This window comes from Albidovulum sp. (genome assembly GCF_041919395.1).
Classification (GTDB): Bacteria; Pseudomonadota; Alphaproteobacteria; order Rhodobacterales; family Rhodobacteraceae; genus Albidovulum.
Genome location: NZ_JAYRTX010000034.1, coordinates 1 through 20,701, shown reverse-complemented (window position 1 = coordinate 20,701; position 20,701 = coordinate 1). Strand labels below are relative to the sequence as shown.

Here is a 20,701-nt window from a genome sequence, read left to right as displayed (position 1 = left end):
GCGGGAACCGCGGCAACCGTGGAAGCGTGTTTTTCCCGAGAGCCTGGCTTGACCAGGTGGGCGCCAGATACCGGGACCACGGTCCCGGCAGAGCCAGCTCCCTCGGAAGAGATTATCGGCCACTGGAAAAGGGCCTCTCACGCGAAGGGCAGAACCCGCCACTGACCAATCTAGGACCGGCGGGGTGCGACCGCAAGGGCGGAGCGGACCGAACGCGCATGGTCAGGATTCCCTGACTGTTTGTGCGCAAACGGTCGTGTTACCTGCCCGCCGCCGGGGTCCGACCCGGCGTCATTTTCGGAAAGTCATCATCATGAAAGGCATTGGCCTCCTCTTCTTCGCCTCGGGCGCAATTTACGGCATGGGCGGCATGGCGCTCGGCATCTGGATGGGCACGGCGCACGACTTCACGCTCGCCCCGGCCCACGCGCACCTCAACCTTCTCGGCTTCGTCACTATGTCGCTGATGGGCGTCTTCTACCACGTCACGCCTTCGGCGGCCCACCGCTTCCTCGCGCGGCTGCATTTCGGCTTGGCGACGCTCGGGGTCTGGCTGATGGTGCCGGGCATCGCGCTTTCCGTGACGGGCGGCAACCCGGGAATGGCCATCGTCGGCTCGCTCCTGACGGCGGCGGCGATGCTCACGTTCCTTGTCAACCTTGCGCTCACGGCGTTCGGACCGGTGCGCGGCGCCCGCGCGCTGCCCTGCTGACCGGCATGGGCTGGACAAATGTTCACACAATGTTCATAGTCCGCCCATGCCCGTTTCCGCCCCGTCGTCCGAGCTCTCGCTGATGCCCGGCCAGCTTCTGGCCCGCGGCGTCTGCCGGCACCTCCTCCACCACGGCTTCGCCACGGTCGAGGAACTGGTGCCGGCACCGGGCCTCCGCGTCGACGTGATGGCGCTCGGCCCGAAGGGGGAGGTCTGGATCGTCGAGTGCAAGTCGGGCCGCGCCGACTTCACCTCGGACCGCAAGTGGCGGAACTACCTCGAATGGTCGGACCGCTTCTTCTGGGCCGTAGATGCCGAATTCCCGGTCGATCTGCTGCCGCCTGACACCGGGCTCATCCTCGCCGACGGCTATGATGCCGAGATCGTCCGCATGTCGCCCGAGACACCGCTCGCAGGGGCGCGGCGCAAGGTCATGCTGCACAAGTTCGCCCGCCATGCCGCGCTGAGACTGCAGGCCGCGCGCGATCCCGCCATCAGCCTTTCCGGGGTTTTCCTTTAGCGCCGCCCGTGGCTTTGCCTGCCTTGCCGCCGGCGCCGCCCATGGCGCGCGCGGCTTCGGCCGCCGCGATGAGCTCCTCGGCGATCTCCTCGGCCTCTTCCGGCTCGAAATCGAGCGGGAGTTCGACGCCCTCCGCCTCCACATAGATCCGCACCATACCGAGCGAGGTGGGACCGATCTGCAGGTTGGCCGCGATGTCGCTTTCCTTGTCTATGCCCATGGCTCGCCTCCCGTTCCTTCCGGACCGGGCTAGCGCGGACCGGTGCTGGGGACAAGCCGGCATGATGCTTGATTGACACAAGCGAGCGATCGAGGCCGCCAGCGAGCCCCTCTGGCCAGGCTCGCGATCCCTGGGGAAGGGGGGGCGCGATCGACGCGACGCGGGCCCTCAACTGCGCCCAGACGCGCGGACGTGGCCAGCCCGGCCGATCCTGACCGGGGTCCGGCTCTTCCCCCCTCGGCCCGGCGCGCGCCCGCGGTCGACCGGAGGTAGGAGCGCGTCCTCAGACGGCGGCCGGAAGGAGGATTCTCGCCCTTGCATTTGGGGGGGCGCGGCGCTAAATGCCCCCCGAGTGCCGCCTTAGCTCAGTTGGTTAGAGCACCAGATTGTGGATCTGGGGGTCCCCCGTTCGAGCCGGGGAGGCGGTACCATCCCCCGGAACTCACGCCTTGCGCGACGCGCTCAGGACCGGGAACGGCGCCGGTCTGGCCAGCGCGGGGAGATGCACGCCAAGGAAGGCGAGCCAGGCGCCCGACCAGAGGGCGCCGGAGAGCGCGATCCAGGGTGCCGGGTCGCCGGCCGCCTCTGCCGCTGTCCGCACGAGGGCCGCCGCGAAGAGCGCCGCGAAGGCCATCCGGTGGAGCGGGTGCGGCCGCAGCGGTCCGCCGTCCGTCCGTCCCATGGTCGCGCGGGCGGCAAAGGCGAGGACCATCGACCCCATGGCCGCCATCGTGACGAGATGTTCCGCCGCCGCCGGCGGCAGCGCGCCCAAGCGGCCGAGGGCGAGGCCGGCGAGAGCTGGGGCAAGGGCCGCGTAGGCGAGGGCCAGCATCAGGTTCGCCGCGCCCGCCTGCCAGAGGCCCCGGACGCGCGTCAGGACCCAGAGCGCCGCGAGCGCGAGCGCGATGGCCGAGGGTACCGCTGCCGGAACCATCGCGGCCCCGGCGAGGCAGAGACCGGGCCACAGTGGACCGGTCGCCGTCGTGCCCGGCACCCGGCCGGGTTCGGAGGCAAGGAAGGCTGGCACCGCGCGCCCCCCGACGGCAAGGATAAGGGCCGCCATGGCGAGCGGCAGCGCGCCGGCCGGTATGTGGTCGCGGATCAGCGCCACCTCGGCGAGGACAAGGGCGATCGGCGCCGCGGCGAGCGGCAGGCGTGCCCACCGTCGCGCCATGACCACGGGCCAGAGCACGGAACCGGCGACGGGCACCAGCGGCAGGGCGGGGGCAAGCGCCGCCTCCGGCCAGCGCAGCGCGGCGATCCGCGCCGCGAGCGCCAGGGTGCCGAGGAGCCAGGCGGGGAGCGGCGCATCGCGGCCCGTCCAGGCCCGCTGGGCGGTCAGCACGTAACCCGCGACCGCCGCGCCGCCGAAGCCGAAGATGCCGAGGCGGACATGCGCCAGCCGCGGATCGTCGAGCGGCAGGAGCCAGACCCAGGGCAGCGCCGTCGCGAGGGCCGCGGCGAGGGCGAAGAACACGCCCGCCGGGTGTCGCCAAAGCGCGGCGCGTGCCGGGGTGCCGTCCGGGCTCACCGGGTCACGTCCCGCCGATCGCCACGCGCTGCCGCAGCGCACCCGTTTCGGCGTCGAGAATGAGGATCTCCTCGGTGTCGGTGACGACGGCGATCCAGCCGCGGCCGAAGGTCACCGCCTCGGCGGTGAGCCCATCGGGAAGCACGACATGTTCGGGCAGGTTGGGGCGGACCGCGGTGACCGACGGCAGGCGGATGACAAGGAGCACGATGATCGTTATCAGTCCGGCAATCATCGTCCCGGCAAGGGCGGTGACGAGGAGTTTCAGGAAGCGCAGTTCCGGCGGCGGAGCGGCGCCGTTTCCGTGCGGAGCGTCGTCGATGTCGGAGGCCAAGGGCCGCATCCTTTCGGTCGAGATCGGGTCCAACCCGCCCGACCGCCTTGATAAGGCGCTCGCCCGCGATGTGCCAGCGGAAGCGTCGCTGTCGCGCTCGCGCCTCGCCCGGCTTCTGGCCGAGGGTGCGGTGACGAAGGCCGGCGTGCCCGTCGCCGACCCCAAGGCGAAGGTCGCGGAGGGCGAGACCTATGCCATCGCCCTCGGCCCGGCCGAGGAGGTGGCGACGAAGGCCGAGGCGATCCCGCTGAAGATCCTGTGGGAGGACGCCGACCTCATCGTCGTCGACAAGCCTGCCGGCATGGTCGTCCACCCCGCGCCGGGCTCGCGCGACGGCACGCTCGTCAACGCGCTCCTGCATCACTGCGGTGACACGCTTTCCGGCGTGGGAGGCGAGAAGCGGCCGGGCATCGTCCACCGGATCGACAAGGATACCTCGGGCGTCCTGGTGGTTGCCAAGAGCGACCGCGCGCACCATGGCCTTGCGCGCCAGTTCGAGAAACATACCGTGGAAAGGCACTACCTCGCCCTCGTCCATGGCGTGCCGGACCGGAGCGACCCGCGCCTTGGCGGTGTGAAGGGGGTGAGCTTCGAGCCGGGGGGCATCCTGAAGATCACCACCCAGCTTGCCCGCCACAAGACCGACCGCCAGCGCCAGGCCGTGCTTTTCCACGGCGGTCGCCACGCGGTGACGCGCGCGCGCGTGGTGGAGACCTTCGGGGCGCCGCCGGCGCTGGCTCTCGTCGACTGCTGGCTCGAGACCGGGCGGACGCACCAGATCCGCGTCCACATGGCCCACTCGGGCCACGGGCTTGTCGGTGATCCGACCTATGGCGGACGGCGCAAGCCCTCTGCCACCGCCCTGGGACCGGAGGCGGCGGCGGCCGTGGCCGCCTTCCCGCGCCAGGCGCTCCACGCGGCGACGCTCGGCTTCGTCCATCCGGTGAGCGGAGAGGACTTGCGCTTCACCGCCGATCTGCCGGAAGATTTCGCGGGGCTCCTGGCACGCCTCAGGTCCTGATCCCCGGTCTTGCGCAAAGGCTTCCCGGTGACCCTCAGCTTCGGCGTCCTCCTCCATCTCGCGCTTCAGCTCATGACCGCGCTCCGTGCGCTGACCCGGCGCGATCGTCAGCCTGCGGCACGGGCGGCGTGGCTCCTCCTGATCGCGGGCCTGCCGATCCTGGGCGTTGTGCTCTACTTCCTCTTCGGCGAGGTGAACATCGGCGCGCGCACCCGTCGCCGGATGACGGACGTCACGGCCCGGCTCGGGGCGCCACGCCTCGCCGTTCCGGGGGAGTCCGCGCCGGCCGTGCCCGTGACCCTTCGCCCTGTCTTCCGCCGCGCCGCCTCCGTCAACGGCTTCGTGCCGGTGGGCGGCAACCGGGCAACGATTCCGGCCGACGAGGCGGCGGCCATCGACGCGCTTGTCGCCGACATCGACGCCGCACGGAACCACGTCCACCTGCTGTTCTACATCTGGCTCGAGGACGCAAGCGGCACACGCGTCATCGAGGCGGTGGAGCGCGCGGCCGCCCGCGGGGTCGTCTGCCGGCTGCTGATCGACGGCGTCGGCTCGCGGGCGCTCGCCCGGTCGGACCGCTGGAAGGGTCTTGCCGCGGCCGGCGTGCGGACCGCGATCACCTTCAAGATGCGCTGGCTGCCGGCGCATATCTTCTTCGCCCGCATCGATCTCAGGAACCACCGCAAGATCGTCGTGATCGACGGACGCGTGGGCTACTGCGGCAGCCAGAACTGCGCCGACGCGGCCTTCCTGCCCAAGCGGAAATACGCCCCCTGGATCGACATCATGCTCAGGGTCGAGGGGCCGGTGGTACGCCAGTTCCAGCATCTCTTCGCGATCGACTGGATGACCCATAGCGAGGAGGACATCGCCGGGCTGCTCGACGCGGGCGTGCCGCCGCTTTCCGGCGGGTTCCCTGCGGTCGCCGTCGGCACCGGCCCGACCATCGACAACCGCGCCGTGTCCGACCTCTTCGCGCTTCTCCTGGCGGCGGCGGAGGAGGAGGCGATCATCACCACGCCCTACTACGTGCCCGACGACACGCTCCACCGGGCGATCTGCTCGGCCGCGCAACGGGGCGTGAAGGTGACGATGATCCTGCCCGCGCGGAACGACAGCGTCTTCGTCGCCCGCGCCAGCCGCAGCTATTACGCGGACCTGCTCCGCGCGGGCGTCCGGCTGGCCGAGTTCGGCCCGGGGCTTCTGCATGCCAAGACGCTGACGGTGGACGGCATCGCCACCTGTGTGGGCTCGGCCAACATGGACCGTCGCAGCTTCGAGCTGAACTACGAGAACGGCCTGATCTTCGTCTGCGAGGAGACGACCGGGGCTGTCCGTTCCCGCCAACTCGCCTGGCTCGACAAGGCCGCTATCCTCGACCGCAACCACGGACAGAGCTGGTCCTTGGCCGTAAGGGCGACCAACAACCTCTTCGCGACGATGGGCCCGCTGCTCTGATGTCGGGTGACGGTCGCGTCTTCTGACAAGGACGTGAGGGCATGAAACATCCGCGGAACCGCGACGGACGTATCTCCATTCGTCGTTAGAATGCGACGTGCAGGCCTTCGCCCTTGTGCGAAGGCGTCGGGGCGCGTAGATAACGGGTCCCCGGCCGACAGAAAGGGTCAGGAATGACGAGCTATGCCAATCTTCCCGCGCCGAGCCCCGAACAGGGGCTGAACCGCTACCTCCAGGAAATCCGCAAGTTCCCGCTTCTGGAGCCGGAAGAGGAATACATGCTGGCGAAGGCCTGGGTGGATCACCAGGACAGCGCCGCCGCCCACCGCCTCGTCACCTCGCACCTGCGTCTCGCCGCCAAGATCGCCATGGGCTACCGCGGCTATGGTCTGCCGCAGGCCGAGGTCATCTCGGAGGCAAACGTCGGGCTGATGCAGGCGGTGAAACGCTTTGATCCCGAGAGGGGCTTCCGCCTTGCGACCTACGCGATGTGGTGGATCCGCGCCTCGATCCAGGAATACATCCTCAGATCCTGGAGCCTTGTGAAGCTTGGCACCACCTCGGCGCAGAAAAAGCTCTTCTTCAACCTCAGGAAGGCGAAGAGCCGCATCGGCGCGCTGGAGGAGGGCGACCTCACGCCCGAGCATGTCGCGAAGATCGCTCACGACCTCAACGTGAGCGTGGACGAGGTCATCGACATGAACCGCCGCCTCGCCGGTGCCGACGCCTCGCTGAACGCCACGATCGGGTCGGACGGCGAGGGTGCCGCGCAGTGGCAGGACTGGCTGGAGGACGAGGACGCAGACCAGGCGACGGACTTCGCCGAGAAGGACGAGCTCGGGGTGCGGCGCGAGCTTCTGGAAAAGGCAATGGCGGTCCTGAATGACCGCGAGAAGGACGTTCTCATGCAGCGCCGGCTCCGCGACGACCCGGTGACGCTCGAAGACCTGTCGGAGCAGTACGGCGTCAGCCGCGAGCGCATCCGCCAGATCGAGGTCCGCGCCTTCGAGAAGCTGCAGAACGAGATGCGCAAGCTCGCCAAGGACAAGGGGATGCTCGTCCCCGCCTGAGCCTCAGGCGCGCCGCCGCAGGAAGGCGTCGATCGCGGCGAAGACCTCAGCGTCGTGGCCGATCCAGATGTGCCCGCCAGTCGGGAAGCTGACCAGTTCGGCGTGCCGCACCGTCCGGGCGATGTGGCGCGCCGCGTCGTGGGTGAGGAAGAGATCGTCCTCGCAGGCCAGGGCGAGCGTCGGCGCGGCGATCCGGTCAAGCGCCTGTTCTGGCGGATCGCCGGCCCGGCGCGCGTCATAGAGAAGCCCCTCGGCCCGCGCGCTCACCGGCAGGATCGCGTGGAGGATTTCGCGGGCGCGCGCCTGCTCTTCGGAGGAGGCGGCGTGGACCAGCGCGGGATCGGTGGCGAGAAGCGTGCGGATCATCGTGTCCTCGGCCAGTTCCATTCCCGCCCAGAAGAGGAAATCCGACCGGAGCGCATGGCGCATGACCGCAGCGCCGAGCGCGCCCGGTCGCATCGGCGGCCGGCCCGGCGCGTGGGCCGCCGGCACGATTGCCACCAGCGCGGCGCAGCGGTCGGGATGGCGGATCGCGAACTCGATCGCCGGAATCGCCCCGGCCGATCCGCCCATGACGGGAAGCCGCCCGATTCCGAGAGTGTCGAGCAAGTCCGCCATGGCGTCGGCCTCGACGGCGGGCGAGGCGGCGGCGGGCATGGCCGTGCCGAGATAGCCGAAGCGCGAGGGCGCGATAACCCGCCATCCGGCTGCCGCGAGCCTCCGGCAGAAGTGAAGCCCCTGGTCGAAACCGCCGCCCGTGCCGTGAAGCATGAGGACCGGCGGGCCGTCGCCTGCCTCCGCCCACTGGACGGGGCCGAATCGGGTGGCCGCCAGCGCCGCCGGGGCGGCGGTGCGCGCCCGTGCCTCGGCCAGCGCGACGTGGAAGGCCAGTGGCACCGGCACCGCCGCCATCGTTGCCGTGGCGGCAGCGAGGCCCAGACCGATGATGCTGCGCCGGTTCATTCCGTGCCCTCCTCTTCCGCCCCATGCATGGACCGCCCGCGCCACGCCATGATCGGGATCAAGCCGCCGCCCATTGCTCCCGCGCCGCCACGCGGCTACCCATGAACCGGCGGGCAGTGGGGGAGATCGCGATGAAACCGGTCAACTGGGGAGTTCTCGGCGCGGCCAACTTCGCCCGCCAGCACATGGCCCGCGCGATCCACGAGGCCGAGGGCGCGCGGCTGCATGCGCTCGCCACAACGCACGCCGACAAGGCCGAGGGGTTTCGCGCCTTCTGCCCCGACCTCAAGGTGCATGGCAGCTACGAGGCGCTCCTGGCGGACCCGGAGGTGGAGGCGGTCTATATCCCGCTGCCGAACACGCTTCATGTCGAATGGACGCTGAAGGCCATCGCCGCCGGCAAGCATGTCCTGACCGAGAAGCCCATCGCCATGGCGGCGGGCGAGGTCGACGCGCTCATCGCCGCGCGTGATGCCTCCGGGCTTCTCGTGACCGAGGCCTACATGATCGTCCACCACCCGCAGTGGCAGCGGGCGAAGGCGCTCGTGGCCGAAGGCGCCATCGGCCGCCTGCTCCACGCCGACGCGCATTTCAGTTACGACAACCGCGCCGATCCGGCCAATATCCGCAACCGCCCCGAAACCGGTGGCGGTTCCATTCCCGATATCGGCGTCTACGCCTACGGCTCGGTGCGCTGGGTCACGGGCGCGGAGCCTGTCGCCCTTCGCGCGCGCATCACCCGCGAGAATGGCGTCGATGTCTTCGCCCAGGTCCTGGCCGACATGGAACGGCCGCGGAAGGGGCCCGGGGAGGGGCCGGGGGAGGGGCCGGGGGAGGGGCCGGGGAGCCGGTTCAGCTACCACGCCATGACCTCGATGCGCCTGCCGCCGCGGCAGGAGGTGGTGTTCCAGGGCGAAGCCGGCGTCCTGCGCCTCAGCGCGCCCTTCAACGCCGGGCTCTTCGGCGAGGCGCAGCTCCATATGTTCCGCCCCGGCAAGCCGGACCATGCCGAGCGCTTCCCGGGCGCCCGGCAATACCGTAATCAGGTTGAGGCCTTCGGCCGGACGCTCCGCGAGGGCGCGGCCTATCCCTGGACGCTGGAAGACGCGAAGGGCACCCAGGCGATGATCGACCGGGTCTTCGCCGCCGACAAGGCGCTTGCGCAAACTTGACGCAAGTCAGCGACAACCGGGGCCAGTTGCGCCAGACTGATCCGGCACGACGAAGGGAGACCTGCGATGAAGCCCGACCGCACGCTTGTCCTGATGGCCGATGACGCCGAGGCGCGCTTTTTGATCAACGAGGGCCCGGGCACCGGGCTGAAGGAACTTGCGGGGCTCTCGACCGCTCAGTTCCCCGATCTGCAGATCGAATACCAGGACCGGCCCGTCCGCCAGACCGGCCCCGCCGGCGCGCCGCGCCAGGGGGTCGATCCGCACGAGACGCTGGAAGTGCAGCGCCGGGAGCGGTTTGCCCGTCACGTGGCCGAGGCCCTCGCTCAGGAGTGGGGGCAGGCGAAAGCCGACCGGCTGGTCGTCGCCGCCGCGCCGAAGATGCTCGGCGTGTTGCGCAAGCTCATCGCCGGGCCCGCTGCGGCGGCTTTGGCGGGTGACCTGGCGAAGGACCTCATGAATATCCCCGTGATCGACCTGCCCAGGCACTTCGAGGGGCTGATCAAGGTCTGACCGTCAGCCGGGCGGCAGCGCGGCCTGCAGGAAGCGCACCATGTTGCCACCCATGACCTTGGCGATCACCGGCTCCTCCAGGCCCCGGTCGATCAGTGCCTGGGTCAGCGCCGCCAGTTCCGAAGCATCGAAGGTTGTCGGGATCGCCCCGTCGAAATCCGAGCCGAGCGCCACGTGATCCTCGCCCACCACGCCGATCGCGGCGTGGATCGCTGCGGCGATGCCTGCGGGCGTCGCATTGCAGGTCACCTCCTCCCAGAAGGCGATGCCGACGAGGCCGCCGCCCTCTGCCACACGGCGGAGGAGGTCGTCGGGCACGTTCCTGACCGTCTCGCACTGGCTCCGGATGCCGGTGTGGCTGATCACCACCGGCACGCGCACGGTATCGAGAACCTCGCGCACGACCTCGGGGGCGGCATGGGCAAGGTCGATGATCATGCCCTTTTCCACCATCTTCGCCACCGCGGCGCGGCCGAAGTCGGTGAGCCCGCCGCCTGCGCCCGCCTCGCCGTGAAGCGAGGCGCCAAGCTCGTTGTCGAAGAAATGGGTGAGTCCGATGAGCCGGAAGCCAGCCGCGTAAAGCCGGTCTAGATTGGCCAGATCGCCGCCAAGCGCGTGGCCCCCCTCTGCGCCGAGAAGGCCGCCCACCACGTGCTCGCCTGCCTCCCGTCGCGCAAGAACGGCGTCGAGGTCGGCGCGGCTGCGGACGATCTTGAGCATCTCCGGCACCTTCTCCTCTGCGAGGGCAAGCTGCCGCGCCTGTTCCAGCGCCCGTTCGGTCAGGTCGAGCCAACTCCGGAACGGTCGCAACTGGCCGATGAAGAGCCGGGTGATGTCATCCGGCGCCGTGGCCGCGTTCTTCTCGAAATTCAGGCCGGACGGGCTTTTCGTCACGGTGGAGAAGACCTGCAGCGCGACATTTCCCGCGATGAGCCGGGGCAGATCGACCTGCCCGCGCGCCGCACGCCGGGTCAGGTCGCGGTCCCAGAGGAGCGAATCCGCGTGCAAGTCGCCGATGACCAGGCGTGCGTGCATCGCTTCTGCCGCAGGCGTGACCGGCCAGGCGTCATGCGCGGCGACCGGGTTCATCCGCCCTTCGACGATTCCCGGCCCGAAGAGAAAGACGCCCGTGGCGGCCAGAACCGCGAGGAAGAGCACGATACGCCAGACAAGCCACATCGGAGTCCCCGCGTCAGGAGGCGAGGATCAGTCGCGCCTCGTGCCGTTTGATCGTCGATCTTGCGCAAGGATAGTCCTCGTGATCGGCCCCGCCCAGCCTCGGAAAGAGCGTGAGAAGCTCGGTGAGCGCGGCCCCGTCCATGCCCGAGAGCATCGCCCGCGCGGGCTGGAAGCTTTCCGTCCAGAGCCCGTCCGACCGAACGATTTCGTGCTGGTCGAAGAGAATGTGGATGTAGCGCACCCCTGCCGCTGCCGCATCCTGAACCACGCCCGGCAGGCCGAGGAGGTGGACGGCCGGCGCCAGCACCTCGGTCTCGCCCGAGACGAGTTCGGCCCGGGCACCGGAAAGGAGCAGCCGGTGCTGCGGTGAGACCCTGAGGTCGCGCTCCGGCAGGCCGGGCCCGAAGGTGTCGCGGCTGATCAGGATCGGCCGAAGCTGCGGCGCGCGGAGCAGTTCCTCCGCCGTCACGTTGCGGTGCCCGGTCCAGCGGACCGGCTGGTAGCCATGGTCCATGGTCAGCACCCGGTCGCCCGGCCGCAGCGCCTCCACCGGCAGCGACCCGCGGTCGGTGTCGATCAGCGTTCCTGGCGTGAAGCAGGGCACGATCGTCTCGATGTTCGAGAAGGTCATCGTGCCGATGACAGTGCCGTTCACGTCGAGGAACTGGACCGTGCCGTTCTCGTGGCTGGGATCGCTGAAGATGATGTTGGTGTTGGCCTTGGTCCAGCCCGAGCCGAAAAGGTCGAGCACGTCGGTGTCCGTGTTGCCGGCATCCTCCGAGCCATCCACGACATCGCCTGCGGTAATGCCGATGAACCGGTCGTCGTTGGCCCCGCCCGTCAGCGTGTCGGCGCCCGCACCGCCGTCGATTGTGTCGTTGCCGGCGCCGCCGATGATCGTGTCGTTGAAGGTTCCGGCACCGCCGAAGAGGGAGTCGTTGCCGTCGCCGCCGTCGATGAAGTCGGCCTCGGTGCCGCCGTCGACATAGTCGGCGCCAAGCCCTCCGAGGATCGAGTCGCTGCCGGCGCCGCCGAGAAGCGAGTCGTTTCCGTCGCCGCCGTCGATCGTGTCGTTGCCGGCACCGCCCTGGATCGTGTCGTTGAAGGCGCCGGTGCCGCCGAAGAGGGAATCGTTTCCGTCGCCGCCGTCGATGAAGTCGGCTTCGGTGCCGCCGTCGACATAGTCGGCGCCAAGCCCTCCGAGGATCGAGTCGCTGCCCGCGCCGCCGAGAAGCGAGTCGTTTCCGTCGCCGCCGTCGATGGTGTCGTTGCCGTTGCCGCCGAAAACCGTGTCATTGTCGAGCGGCTGGGCTTCGAAGTGGACGTTGGTGATGTTGAGAAGCTGGCCGGAAGTGCCGCCGTTCTCATAGATGATCTCGAAACGGGCGACCGGACCGGCGATGGTGATCAGCGCCGAACCCGCTGCCGAGGAGGTCGTGTCGCTCGTCGGGCCGGCGGTGATCGTGTTGCCGGAAACCGTGTCGTTGCCGGCGGGCGTGATCGTCACCGGCACGAGGTTGCCGGCAGCATCGTAGGCGTTGATCGTGACGATATCCTGCCAGCCGCTCGCATCGATGTCGTTGATGCGGAAGCTGACGTTGGTCACCTCGTTCTGGAACCCACCCCCGGCGACACCGGCGAAGCTGACGCCCACGGTCGATGTCGGTCCGAGGCCGGTGCCCGCAAGACTTGCAGCCGAGGTGGTGCTGAACGGCTCGCCCGTCGCCCGGTACTGCGTATCCGACGATTCCACCGTGAAGCCGGTGCCGCCGCCGTCATCGGTATAGCTGACAGTGACGTTGACCCCGCCGGTGTTCTGCGTAAAGCCGCCGGCAATGGAGGATTCATCGCTGCCCGCCGCCGACCAGTTCAGGAACTGGGGCGAATTGACCTGCGTCGCGGGGCCGGCGACGACATTGTCGTTGCCGCCGCGGGCGTTGATCGTGTCGCTGCCGCTTAGCCCGTTGATGGTGTCGGCGTTGTTCGTGCCGTTCAGCGTGTTGTTGGCATTGGTGCCGGTGATGTTGGCCATTATCCGTTTTGCTCCCGCAGGTCACGTACGGGGCGCCTATCCGGTCTGGCACGACAGGACGCCGCCCGCCTGATGCGACGGGCGCGCACGACGCCTGCACGGCGTGTCGCGGCTGAAGGGAAGGGGCTCATCCTCGCACTCGCATCGCCCGTATCACGGGCCCTCACTCATCCTCGGCCGGCACATGTCCGAGATCGGCTCCTTAGCGCCGGAAATCGGCACAAAGTAGCAAAGCCTGCGGCGAATTTGCGCTATTTCGTGCAGCAAAACCGAAAAAGGCCCGTCGACCGTGCCCGGAACGGCACAGCACCGCCGATCAGGTCAGGCCTCCATCGCTTCCAGTTCGTCGATCATGGACGCGATCATCGACAGCCCCTTGTCCCAGAAGGCCGGGTCGGAGGCGTCGAGGCCGAAGGGTGCCAGAAGCTCCCTGTGGTGCTTCGAACCGCCCGCCTTCAGCATCTCGAAGTACTTATCCTCGAACCCCGGCAGACCCTCCTCGTAAAGGGCATAGAGAGCGTTCACGAGCCCGTCGCCGAAGGCATAGGCATAGACGTAGAAGGGCGAATGGACAAAATGCGGGATGTAGGCCCAGAAGCTCTCGTATCCTTCCATGAACTCGAACGCATCGCCCAGGCTCTCGCCCTGCACGCTCATCCAGAGCGTCCCGATGTCCTCAGGCGTGAGCTCGCCCGCCCGCCGGGCGGCATGCAGCTTGCATTCGAAATCGTAGAAGGCGATCTGGCGCACCACGGTGTTGATCATGTCCTCGACCTTGCCCGCGAGCAGGATCTTGCGTTCCGCGGGCGTCGCGGCCTGTGCGAGGAGCTTGCGGAAGGTCAGCATCTCGCCGAAGACGCTGGCGGTCTCGGCGAGCGTGAGCGGCGTCTGGCTGAGCATCTCGCCCTGCGGCGCGGCCAGGACCTGGTGGACGCCGTGGCCGAGTTCGTGGGCGAGGGTCATCACGTCGCGCGGCTTGCCGAGGTAGTTGAGCATCACGTAGGGATGGACCTCCGTCACCGTCGGATGGGCGAAGGCGCCCGGCGCCTTGCCCGGCTTCACGCCGGCATCGATCCAGCCCTTCTCGAAGAAAGGCTTGGCAAGATCGGCCATTTCCGGGGCGAAGCTCGCATAGGCCGCAAGCACCGTCTCGCGCGCATCCTCCCAGCCCACGGTTTTCTTTTCCTCCATCGGCAGCGGCGCGTTCCGGTCCCAGACCTGCAGCTTGCCGAGGCCCATCCACTTCGCCTTCAGCCGGTAGTAGCGGTGGCTGAGTTTCGGGTAGGCGGCGACGACGGCGTTCCTGAGCGCCGCGACCACCTCGGGCTCGACATCGTTCGAGAGGTGACGCGCGGTTTGCGGCGTGGGCATCTTGCGCCACCGATCCTCGATCTCCTTCTCCTTCGCCAGTGTGTTATGAACGCGCGAGAAAAGCTTGATATTATTGCCGAAGACCTCCGCAAGCGCCCGCGCCGCCGCTTCCCGCCGGGGTCTCTCGGGTTCCGAGAGAAGATTGAGCACCGCCTCCAGGCTCATCGGCTCCGCCTCGCCCGCGACGGTGATCGACAGCCCGGCCATCGTCTCGTCGAAGAGCTTGTTCCAGGCCGAGGCGCCCACCGTGGACTGGTCGTGAAGGAACCGCTCCAGCTCGTCCGAAAGCTGGTAGGGCTTCATCGCCCGCATCCGGTCGAAAACCGGCTTGTAGCGGGCGATCGCATCGTTCGCGGAGAAGAGCGCCGTGTAAGCGTCGTCTTCGATCCGGTTGAACTCCAAGGAGAAAAAAACCAGCGGCGTGGTGTACTCCGTCACCTTGTCCTGGCAGTCCGACAGGAACTTCGCACGCATCGCGTCGACCGTGTTCTGGTAGTAGCGCAGGCCGGCATAGGACATGACCCGGCCCGCCAGCGCCTCGATCCGTTCGTGACGGCGTATGCAGTCGAGCATTCCCGAGGCATCGAGCGTGGCGAGCTTGCCCTCGTAGTCGGCCGCGAAGGCGGCGCAGGCCGTTACCAGTTCGGCCATGTCACGCGCCACCTCAGGTGCGTCGGGCGCGGCATAGAGGTCGCCCAGGTTCCAGTCCGGCAGCTTGCCGAGACCCCCCGCGGAAGCGTCGGCGTCGAAGACGGGGCGGGGCAGGCGGATCGTCATGGCGGACCTCGTGTCGTGGCTGGCCCCGACTTAGGCATCCTGCCGGCGGGTTGGCAACCCGTCCCCGCGTTCACGGGGGGGCGCTATTGCGCGCGCCGCAGGCGTGCGGGCGTCAGCACTGCGCCGCCATGAGCGCCCTGAGGCTGTCGAGCGTGTCGATTTCCGCCACCGGCTTGTCGCGCCGCCAGCGCAGGATGCGCGGGAACCTGAGCGCGATCCCCGACCTGTGGCGAGGCGAGGGCCGGATGCCTTCGAAGGCGATTTCGAACACCAGTTCCGGCGGCACCCGCCTGACCGGCCCGAAGCGTTCGAGTGTATTTGCGCGAACCCAGCGCGTGATCTCGGCGAACTCGGCGTCGGTAAGGCCGGAGTAGGCCTTGGCGAAGGGCACGAAGTCATTCCCGTCGCTCACCGCGAAGGTGAAGTCGGTGTAAAGCGTCGCGCGCCGCCCGTGGCCGGCCTGGGCATAGACCATGACCGCATCGACCGTCATCGGATCGACCTTCCACTTCCACCAGTCGCCGCGTTTGCGCCCGACCCCGTAGGCCGAGGCGCGGCGCTTCAGCATCAGCCCTTCGGCGCGGGCGGCCCTGGCCCCGGCGCGGGCCGTCGAAAGTGCCGTCCAGTCGGCGAAGGGGACTTCGGGCGAAAGCCGGATCGGCGCCTCCGCCGGCAGGATCGCGGTCATCGCCTGAAGTCGCGCGCGACGGGCCGCGAAGGGCTCCGCCCGCAGATCCCGGCCTTCCGCTTCGAGAAGGTCGTAGGCCACAAGCATCGCCGGCGCCTCCGCCAGGAGCTTCCGTGGCACGGTCTTGCGCCCGATCCGCTTTTGCAGCTCGGCGAAGGGCAGGGGGAGGTCGCCGCCCCAGGCCATCACCTCGCCGTCGATCACGGTGCCCTCCGTAAGCCAGTCCCGCGTCCGGGCGAATTCGGGGAAACGGTCAGTGACGAGTTCCTCGCCGCGCGACCAGAGCGCAAGCTCGCCGCCGCGGAAGACGAGCTGGCCGCGGATGCCGTCCCATTTCCATTCGGCGAACCATTCGGCAGGATCGCCCAGGCCTTCCGGCCCGTCTTCAAGCGGATGGGCGAGGAAGAAGGGATAGGGGCGGGTCAGTTCGCCCGCCCCTTCGTTGGCCTGCAGGAGCGTGTGGTAACTTACCGTTTCGGGCGTCCAGGCCCCCATCAGCCGGTGGGCAAGTTCCGCCTCGTCGATCCCGGTCGCCTGCGCCAGTGCGCGGGTCATGAGCTTCTGGCTGACCCCCACGCGGAAGCCGCCGGTAATGAGCTTGTTGAAGAGGAACCGTTCCTCGCGCGGCAGACCCGCCCAGGCGTCGAGGATCGCGGCCTTGCGCTCCGCCGCCGGCCGCCCTGACCGGGCGCGGATGAACCCGATCCAGTCCGCCAGCGTCCGGTCGTTCGCGCCTGTGGGTTCGGGCAGGACCAGGGCGATCGTTTCGGCAAGGTCGCCGACGACCGGATAGCATTCCTCGAAGAGCCACGGGGGAAGGCCCGCCGCCTCGGCCGCCCATTCCCTGAGTTCGGTTGCCGTCACGCTCCGCCGCGGCCGCCGCCCGGAGAGGAGTGCGATGGTCCAGAGCCGGTCCGCCTCGGGCGCGGTGCGGAAGTAGGCGGCGAGTGCTGCGACCTTCGCATTCGTCGCCGTGGTGCCGTCGAGCGCGGCGAAAAGGGCGGCGAAGCGCTTCATTCCGTGACCTCGGCAGGCGTCTCCGCCGCCGTCGCGTCCGCGTCCTCGCCCTGGAACTCCGTCGCCACGATGCCGGCCTCGTAGCCCGCCTCCTCCAGCCAGCGGCGGAACGCGGCGGTATAGCCATGGGTGACGAACACCCTTTGCGCCCCCGTTGCGGCGATGGCGGCGTTGAGCCCGTCCCAGTCTGCGTGGTCGGAGAGGATGAACCCCGTGGCAAGCCCGCGCCGCCGCCGCACACCCCGAAGCCGCATCCAGCCCGAGGCGAAGGCCTCTGCCGCCGGGCCGAAGCGCTGCGCCCAGGGCGTGCCGAGGGCCGCTGGCGGGGCGAGCACGAAGGCGCCGGGATGGGGGGCGGGGCCAGTCTCCGGCGTCACGCGCAGCGTTGCGGGCAGCGCCACCCCGGCGGACCGCAGCGCTTCGTTCACGTTCTCGACCGCGCCGTGGGTCAGGATCGGGCCGATGTCGGGGTCGAGACGCGCCAGGATGCGTTGCGCCTTGCCGAGCGCGTAGGCCCCCAGGACCGAGGCACGGCCCGCCGCCGCATTGGCCCGCCACCAGGCGTTGATATCGCGCATGACCGCCGCCTGCGGCGCCCAGCGGAAGACCGGCAGGCCGAAGGTGCATTCGCTGACGAAGGTGTGGCAGCGGACCGGCTCGAACGGGTCGGAGAGGCCGTCGGCCTCGGTCTTGTAGTCGCCCGAGACGACCCAGGCCTCGCCCCCGACTTCGACGCGGATCTGCGCCGAGCCGGGGACGTGGCCGGCCGGGTGGAAGCTGACGCTGGCGCCGCCGATGGCGAGTGTCCGGCCATAGGGCAAGGTTTCCACCCGCAGGTCCCCGAGCCGCAGTTGCAGGATCGGCGCGGTCGCGGGCGTGCAGAGATAGGCGCCATGTCCCGCCCTCGCATGGTCGGAATGCGCATGGGTGATCAGCGCCCGCGCCACCGGGCGCCAGGGGTCGATGAAGAAGTCGCCGGCGGCGCAGTAGAGGCCGCGGTCGGTGAAGCTCAATACGGGCCCGCGCGTCATGGTGCCGACTCTAGCCCTCCCGCCGCGCGCGACCACCGCAATCTGCGCGGCGCCGAAAAAACAGGCAGGTCCCGCGTCCGGTTCCGTCCGAACCCGGTGTCCGGCTTCCCATGGCGGGAATCGGTGACTAAGCTTTGAGCACGGGGAGCGAAGGGGCATTGGATGGGGCCGGCGTACTTCAACGAGATGTTCGACGGCTCGGCCGTCCGTGCGCCCTATGCCCGTCTCGAGGACTGGACCCGCGCCATGCCCGCCGAGCTGCGGCAAATGAAGCAGGCGGAGGCAGAGGCACTCTTCCGCCGCATCGGCATCACCTTCGCGGTCTATGGCGAGGGTGGCGATCCCGACCGGCTCATCCCCTTCGACATGTTCCCCCGCGTCTTCACGCAAGGCGAATGGCGCCGGCTCGAACGCGGCATCAAGCAACGGGCGCGGGCGCTCAACGCCTTTCTGGTCGATGTCTACGGGCGCGGCGAGATATTGCGCGCGGGTCGCATCCCCGCCCATCTCGTTTACGGCAACGAGGCCTACGAAAAGGCGATGGCGGGCTTCGTGCCACCGAAGGGCGTGTTTTCCCACATCGTCGGCATCGACATCGTCCGCACCGGACCCGAGGATTTCTTCGTGCTGGAGGACAACTGCCGCACACCTTCGGGCGTCAGCTACATGCTGGAGACGCGCGAGATCATGATGCGGATGTTTCCCGCACTCTTTCGCGAGAACCGGATCGAGCCGGTGGAGGCCTACTCGGAGCTTCTGCGCCGCACGCTGGCATCGGTCGCGCCCGCGCGCTGCGACCGAGAGCCCACTGTGGTCATCCTGACCCCCGGCCACTACAACTCCGCCTATTACGAGCATTCGTTCCTCGCCGACCTGATGGGCGTGGAACTGGTGGAGGGACCCGACCTCTTCGTCGAGGGCGGCCTGTGCTGGATGCGCACGACCGAGGGGCCGAAGCGGGTCGACGTGATCTACCGCCGGATCGATGACGCCTTCCTCGACCCTCTCTGCTTCCGGCCAGACTCCATGCTGGGCGTGCCGGGGCTGATGGATGTCTACCGGTCGGGCGGCGTTACCATCGCGTCCGCCCCGGGCGCGGGCGTTTCCGACGACAAGGCGGTCTATACCTATGTGCCCGAGATGGTGCGCTTCTACCTCGGCGAGGAACCGATCCTGCAGAACGTGCCGACCTGGCAATGCGCAAAGCCTGAGGACCTTAAGCACGTCCTCACGCATCTTTCCGACCTCGTCGTGAAGGAGGTGCATGGTTCGGGCGGCTACGGGATGCTCGTCGGTCCGAAATCGACCGCCGGGCAGATCGAGGTCTTCCGCCAGAAGATCCTCGCCGATCCCGCGAACTACATCGCCCAGCCCACGCTCGCGCTCTCGACCTGCCCGTCCTTCGTGGCCGAGGGGATCGCGCCCCGGCATGTCGACCTGCGGCCCTACTGCCTCGTCGGCGAGACGATCGAACTCGTGCCCGGCGGGCTGACGCGGGTGGCGTTGACCGAAGGCTCGCTCGTCGTCAATTCCTCGCAGGGCGGCGGCGTGAAGGATACCTGGGTGCTGGCGGAGTGACGGAATGCTGAGCCGGACCGCGGAGAACCTGTTCTGGATCGGCCGCTACATGGAGCGGGCCGAGACGATGGCGCGGCTCCTGGAGGTCGGGGCGCGGATCGCGCTCCTGCCTTCGGCGGGGCACGGCTACCGCAACGAATGGGAATCGCTCCTCCACGCCTCCGGCACGGCAGAAGGCTTTGCGGCCAAGTATGGCGACCCGGTGCAGCGCAACATCGAAAGCTATCTCTTCTTCGACCGCGACAATCCTTCCTCCATCGCCTCCTGCCTGGAACGGGCACGCGAAAACGGCCGGATCGTCCGCACCGCGCTTACCTCGCAGGTCTGGGACGCGCTCAACACCGCCTTCCAGGAACTCCGCCGTATCGAGCGGCGCCCGCGCGGCGGGGTGGAACTGGGCGAGCTGACCGAATGGACCATGCGCCACGCCGCCCAGGTGCGCGGCGCCATCGACACGACGCTTCTGAGGAACGACGGCTACGATTTCCTCGGCCTCGGCTACCGGCTGGAACGGGCGGACAACACCGCGCGGCTTCTCGACGTGAAGTATTACGTGCTTCTGCCGCGCGCGGACTATGTCGGCACCGGGCTCGACAGCTACCAGTGGACGACGCTCCTAAGGGCGCTCTCGGCCCATCGCGCCTTCCACTGGGCCTATGGCGGCGACATAACCGCCGCGAAGGTCGCCGACTTCCTCGTCCTCAACCGCCAGTGCCCGCGCTCCCTCACCACGTCCGTGGTCGGCGCGGCGGTGCATCTCGACAACCTCGCGGTGGCCTATGGCCGGCTCACGGCGGCGCAGGACGCGGCCGACGCGCTTCGCGACGAACTTGCGCGGCTCACCATCGAGGCGGTCTTCGCCGAGGGTCTGCACGAATTCCTCAGCCGCTTCATCCGCCGGACCGCCGCGCTGTCCGCGATCGTGCACGACAGCTACCTCAGCGGAGAGATGCGATGATCCTCACCGTCGCGCACCGCACGACCTACAGCTACGACGCGCCGATCCGCGTGGCGGTGCAGAGCCTGCGCCTGACGCCTTCGGTCTTCGACGGGCAACGGGTGATCGACTGGACCGTCGCCGTCGAGGGCGGCCAGAAGGGCGCGGGCTTCCGCGACGGGGCCGGAGACTGGATCGAAAGCTGGTCGGTGCGCGGCCCGGCCGACCAAGTGACCGTCAGCGTCACCGGTACGGTCGACACGTCGGACCTCGCCGGGCTCTTGACCGGCCACCGCGAGGCGGTGAACCCGGCCGTCTACCTCCGCGAGACGCCGGCCACCCGCGCCGACGCCGCACTGACCGGGCTTGCGGAGACCGCGGCGGCAGAGACGGCCGAACCGCTTGCCCGGGCGCATGCGCTGTCGCGGCTCGTCGCCGAGGCCATCGCCTACCGTCCCGGCGCCACAGAGGCGCATACGACCGCGGCCGAAGCAATGGCGCTCGGCGAAGGCGTCTGCCAGGATCACGCCCACGCGCTCATCGCCGCCGCGCGTACACTTGGGATGCCGGCGCGCTA

At 69.0% G+C, this 20,701-nt stretch carries 19 protein-coding genes, 1 tRNA gene and 1 other RNA gene; 11 read left to right on the top strand and 10 right to left on the bottom strand.

Features of this window, described 5'->3' with window-relative positions:
* A non-coding RNA gene (gene ssrS, locus ACMUOO_RS07835) (6S RNA) lies at positions 1-158 on the bottom strand.
* A 155-nt stretch (positions 159-313) separates the two neighbouring features.
* Between ssrS and ACMUOO_RS07830 the strand changes: the two genes are divergently transcribed.
* Positions 314-712 carry a hypothetical protein gene (locus ACMUOO_RS07830; protein WP_301919454.1) on the top strand — a complete coding sequence of 133 codons (399 nt, stop codon included), beginning with the start codon at positions 314-316 and terminating at the stop codon, positions 710-712.
* A gap of 46 nt (positions 713-758) precedes the next feature.
* Positions 759-1,232 (top strand): MmcB family DNA repair protein, encoded by a 474-nt coding sequence (locus ACMUOO_RS07825; protein ID WP_301919453.1) that lies wholly within the window; start codon positions 759-761, stop codon positions 1,230-1,232.
* On the opposite strand, the gene ACMUOO_RS07820 is transcribed toward ACMUOO_RS07825, so the two are convergent.
* Positions 1,207-1,452, bottom strand: coding sequence for a DUF6324 family protein (locus ACMUOO_RS07820; RefSeq protein ID WP_301919452.1), 246 nt, complete (start codon positions 1,450-1,452; stop codon positions 1,207-1,209). The two genes, ACMUOO_RS07825 and ACMUOO_RS07820, sit on opposite strands and share 26 nt — an antisense overlap.
* A 354-nt stretch (positions 1,453-1,806) precedes the next feature.
* On the opposite strand from ACMUOO_RS07820, the gene ACMUOO_RS07815 reads away from it, so the two are divergent.
* Positions 1,807-1,883: transfer RNA gene (locus ACMUOO_RS07815), tRNA-His, on the top strand.
* 11 nt (positions 1,884-1,894) lie between these two features.
* Here the strand turns inward: ACMUOO_RS07815 and ACMUOO_RS07810 are convergent.
* On the bottom strand, positions 1,895-2,983 hold the full coding sequence (locus ACMUOO_RS07810; protein WP_413854988.1) for an NnrS family protein: 1,089 nt from the start codon (positions 2,981-2,983) through the stop codon (positions 1,895-1,897).
* A gap of 4 nt (positions 2,984-2,987) precedes the next feature.
* Positions 2,988-3,317 carry a DUF6476 family protein gene (locus ACMUOO_RS07805; protein ID WP_301919450.1) on the bottom strand — a complete coding sequence of 110 codons (330 nt, stop codon included), beginning with the start codon at positions 3,315-3,317 and terminating at the stop codon, positions 2,988-2,990.
* Here ACMUOO_RS07805 and ACMUOO_RS07800 point away from each other — a divergent pair.
* From ACMUOO_RS07800 to rpoH, 3 genes are all read left to right on the top strand, one after another.
* The gene (locus ACMUOO_RS07800; protein WP_301919449.1) at positions 3,304-4,338 is read left to right on the top strand and encodes an RluA family pseudouridine synthase; all 1,035 of its coding nucleotides are present in this window, start codon (positions 3,304-3,306) and stop codon (positions 4,336-4,338) included. The genes ACMUOO_RS07805 and ACMUOO_RS07800 overlap by 14 nt on opposite strands.
* A gap of 27 nt (positions 4,339-4,365) precedes the next feature.
* A complete protein-coding gene (cls, locus tag ACMUOO_RS07795) occupies positions 4,366-5,796 on the top strand; it encodes a cardiolipin synthase (RefSeq protein WP_301919448.1) in 1,431 nt (476 codons plus the stop codon).
* Between the two features lie 173 nt (positions 5,797-5,969).
* Positions 5,970-6,866, top strand: a complete 897-nt coding sequence (rpoH, locus tag ACMUOO_RS07790; protein WP_301919447.1) for an RNA polymerase sigma factor RpoH — start codon at positions 5,970-5,972, stop codon at positions 6,864-6,866.
* A 3-nt stretch (positions 6,867-6,869) separates the two neighbouring features.
* On the opposite strand, the gene ACMUOO_RS07785 is transcribed toward rpoH, so the two are convergent.
* Positions 6,870-7,829 carry an alpha/beta fold hydrolase gene (locus tag ACMUOO_RS07785; protein WP_301919446.1) on the bottom strand — a complete coding sequence of 320 codons (960 nt, stop codon included), beginning with the start codon at positions 7,827-7,829 and terminating at the stop codon, positions 6,870-6,872.
* Positions 7,830-7,960: 131 nt separating this feature from the next.
* On the opposite strand from ACMUOO_RS07785, the gene ACMUOO_RS07780 reads away from it, so the two are divergent.
* Both ACMUOO_RS07780 and ACMUOO_RS07775 read left to right on the top strand, forming a co-directional pair.
* Complete coding sequence (locus tag ACMUOO_RS07780) at positions 7,961-9,001, top strand: Gfo/Idh/MocA family oxidoreductase (RefSeq protein WP_301919445.1); 1,041 nt, start codon at positions 7,961-7,963, stop codon at positions 8,999-9,001.
* 66 nt (positions 9,002-9,067) lie between these two features.
* Complete coding sequence (locus tag ACMUOO_RS07775) at positions 9,068-9,514, top strand: host attachment protein (RefSeq protein WP_301919444.1); 447 nt, start codon at positions 9,068-9,070, stop codon at positions 9,512-9,514.
* A 3-nt stretch (positions 9,515-9,517) separates the two neighbouring features.
* On the opposite strand, the gene ACMUOO_RS07770 is transcribed toward ACMUOO_RS07775, so the two are convergent.
* From ACMUOO_RS07770 to ACMUOO_RS07750, 5 genes are all read right to left on the bottom strand, one after another.
* Positions 9,518-10,693: a dipeptidase gene (locus ACMUOO_RS07770; RefSeq protein WP_301919443.1), complete on the bottom strand. Its 1,176-nt coding sequence runs from the start codon at positions 10,691-10,693 to the stop codon at positions 9,518-9,520.
* A 13-nt stretch (positions 10,694-10,706) separates the two neighbouring features.
* Complete coding sequence (locus tag ACMUOO_RS07765; RefSeq protein ID WP_413854987.1) at positions 10,707-12,725, bottom strand: Hint domain-containing protein; 2,019 nt, start codon at positions 12,723-12,725, stop codon at positions 10,707-10,709.
* 321 nt (positions 12,726-13,046) lie between these two features.
* On the bottom strand, positions 13,047-14,873 hold the full coding sequence (locus ACMUOO_RS07760) for a M3 family oligoendopeptidase (RefSeq protein WP_301917503.1): 1,827 nt from the start codon (positions 14,871-14,873) through the stop codon (positions 13,047-13,049).
* A 112-nt stretch (positions 14,874-14,985) separates the two neighbouring features.
* The gene (locus ACMUOO_RS07755; RefSeq protein ID WP_301917502.1) at positions 14,986-16,578 is read right to left on the bottom strand and encodes an ATP-dependent DNA ligase; all 1,593 of its coding nucleotides are present in this window, start codon (positions 16,576-16,578) and stop codon (positions 14,986-14,988) included.
* The gene (locus tag ACMUOO_RS07750) at positions 16,575-17,609 is read right to left on the bottom strand and encodes a ligase-associated DNA damage response exonuclease (protein ID WP_301917501.1); all 1,035 of its coding nucleotides are present in this window, start codon (positions 17,607-17,609) and stop codon (positions 16,575-16,577) included. Before ACMUOO_RS07750 ends, ACMUOO_RS07755 begins: the two co-directional genes overlap by 4 nt.
* Positions 17,610-17,771: 162 nt before the next feature.
* Between ACMUOO_RS07750 and ACMUOO_RS07745 the strand changes: the two genes are divergently transcribed.
* The 3 genes from ACMUOO_RS07745 to ACMUOO_RS07735 all read left to right on the top strand — a co-directional run.
* Complete coding sequence (locus tag ACMUOO_RS07745) at positions 17,772-19,187, top strand: circularly permuted type 2 ATP-grasp protein (RefSeq protein WP_301917500.1); 1,416 nt, start codon at positions 17,772-17,774, stop codon at positions 19,185-19,187.
* Positions 19,188-19,191: 4 nt separating this feature from the next.
* The gene (locus tag ACMUOO_RS07740; RefSeq protein WP_301917499.1) at positions 19,192-20,145 is read left to right on the top strand and encodes an alpha-E domain-containing protein; all 954 of its coding nucleotides are present in this window, start codon (positions 19,192-19,194) and stop codon (positions 20,143-20,145) included.
* Positions 20,142-20,701, top strand: a 560-nt coding sequence (locus ACMUOO_RS07735; protein ID WP_413854986.1) for a transglutaminase family protein, incomplete at its 3' end; no start/stop codon positions are given. The genes ACMUOO_RS07740 and ACMUOO_RS07735, both read left to right, overlap by 4 nt.

What these genes read in the sequence shown, in the direction of transcription:
- ACMUOO_RS07740 (WP_301917499.1), top strand. Translation starts at nt 19,192, where the DNA reads ATGCTGAGCCGGACCGCGGAGAACCTGTTCTGGATCGGCCGCTACATG.
- ACMUOO_RS07770 (WP_301919443.1), bottom strand. Translation starts at nt 10,693, where the DNA reads ATGTGGCTTGTCTGGCGTATCGTGCTCTTCCTCGCGGTTCTGGCCGCC.
- ACMUOO_RS07755 (WP_301917502.1), bottom strand. Translation starts at nt 16,578, where the DNA reads ATGAAGCGCTTCGCCGCCCTTTTCGCCGCGCTCGACGGCACCACGGCG.
- ACMUOO_RS07825 (WP_301919453.1), top strand. Translation starts at nt 759, where the DNA reads ATGCCCGTTTCCGCCCCGTCGTCCGAGCTCTCGCTGATGCCCGGCCAG.
- ACMUOO_RS07765 (WP_413854987.1), bottom strand. Translation starts at nt 12,725, where the DNA reads ATGGCCAACATCACCGGCACCAATGCCAACAACACGCTGAACGGCACG.
- ACMUOO_RS07785 (WP_301919446.1), bottom strand. Translation starts at nt 7,829, where the DNA reads ATGAACCGGCGCAGCATCATCGGTCTGGGCCTCGCTGCCGCCACGGCA.
- ACMUOO_RS07820 (WP_301919452.1), bottom strand. Translation starts at nt 1,452, where the DNA reads ATGGGCATAGACAAGGAAAGCGACATCGCGGCCAACCTGCAGATCGGT.
- ACMUOO_RS07760 (WP_301917503.1), bottom strand. Translation starts at nt 14,873, where the DNA reads ATGACGATCCGCCTGCCCCGCCCCGTCTTCGACGCCGACGCTTCCGCG.
- ACMUOO_RS07780 (WP_301919445.1), top strand. Translation starts at nt 7,961, where the DNA reads ATGAAACCGGTCAACTGGGGAGTTCTCGGCGCGGCCAACTTCGCCCGC.
- ACMUOO_RS07745 (WP_301917500.1), top strand. Translation starts at nt 17,772, where the DNA reads ATGGGGCCGGCGTACTTCAACGAGATGTTCGACGGCTCGGCCGTCCGT.
- ACMUOO_RS07750 (WP_301917501.1), bottom strand. Translation starts at nt 17,609, where the DNA reads ATGACGCGCGGGCCCGTATTGAGCTTCACCGACCGCGGCCTCTACTGC.
- ACMUOO_RS07830 (WP_301919454.1), top strand. Translation starts at nt 314, where the DNA reads ATGAAAGGCATTGGCCTCCTCTTCTTCGCCTCGGGCGCAATTTACGGC.
- rpoH (WP_301919447.1), top strand. Translation starts at nt 5,970, where the DNA reads ATGACGAGCTATGCCAATCTTCCCGCGCCGAGCCCCGAACAGGGGCTG.
- ACMUOO_RS07800 (WP_301919449.1), top strand. Translation starts at nt 3,304, where the DNA reads ATGTCGGAGGCCAAGGGCCGCATCCTTTCGGTCGAGATCGGGTCCAAC.
- ACMUOO_RS07775 (WP_301919444.1), top strand. Translation starts at nt 9,068, where the DNA reads ATGAAGCCCGACCGCACGCTTGTCCTGATGGCCGATGACGCCGAGGCG.